Below are 1041 nucleotides of genomic sequence, written 5' to 3'. Positions count from 1 at the left end.
CCGCCGTTCATCTTCATCGCACGCACGGTGGCAACCAGCACCACTGCAGACGGCGCGATGCCCGCCTTACGGCACTTGATGTTCATGAACTTCTCGGCGCCCAGATCGGCCCCAAAGCCAGCCTCAGTCACAACGTAGTCAGCCACTTTCAAAGCAGTCTTGGTGGCAATGACCGAGTTACAGCCGTGCGCGATATTGGCGAACGGGCCACCGTGGACGAATGCCGGGTTGTTTTCCAGCGTCTGCACCAGGTTCGGCTGCATCGCGTCCTTCAGCAGCACGGTCATTGCGCCTTCGGCCTTGATGTCGCGGCAGTAAACAGCGGTCTTGTCGCGGCGATAGGCCACGATGATGTCACCCAGACGCTTTTCCAGATCCTTCAGGTCGTTGGACAGGCACAGAATCGCCATGACCTCGGACGCCACGGTGATGTCAAAGCCGGTTTCGCGCGGGAAGCCGTTCGACACACCACCCAGGGACGCCGTGATCTGACGCAGAGCACGGTCATTCATGTCGACCACGCGACGCCATGCGACGCGGCGGACATCGATCTCGGCTTCATTGCCCCAGTAGATGTGGTTGTCGATCATCGCCGACAGCAGCGAATGCGCCGAGGTGATCGCGTGGAAATCCCCGGTAAAGTGCAGGTTCATTTCCTCCATCGGAACAACCTGCGCGTAACCGCCACCCGCGGCGCCGCCCTTCATGCCAAAGTTCGGGCCCAGCGAGGCTTCGCGGATACAGATCATCGCATTCTTGCCAATGCGGTTCAGACCATCACCCAGACCCACGGTCGTGGTCGTCTTGCCCTCACCCGCAGGCGTCGGGTTGATCGCGGTGACCAGGATCAACTTGCCGTCTTCGCGACCCTGGACCGAGTTGATGAAGTCCTGGCTCACCTTCGCCTTGTCATGGCCATAGGGCAGCAGATCAGCAGAATCGATGCCAATCTTGGCGCCGATTTCCTGAATAGGCTTCTTCTGCGCCTCGCGCGCGATTTCAATGTCCGATTTATAGCTCATTGGGCAAAACCCCCGGTTG

At 59.7% G+C, this 1041-nt stretch carries 1 protein-coding gene; it reads right to left on the bottom strand.

Going from position 1 to position 1041, the window contains the following annotated elements; genetic code table 11:
• The coding region (locus AC2FLA_RS22410) for a formate--tetrahydrofolate ligase (RefSeq protein ID WP_496725444.1) at positions 1 to 1022 on the bottom strand (1022 nt) is incomplete at its 3' end.
• Between the last annotated feature and the right edge of the window lie 19 nt (positions 1023 to 1041).

Source organism: Ruegeria sp. CDSA033, assembly GCF_059612305.1.
The sequence above is the reverse complement of the archived record's forward strand: the minus strand, read 5'-3'. Positions and strand labels throughout refer to the sequence as shown.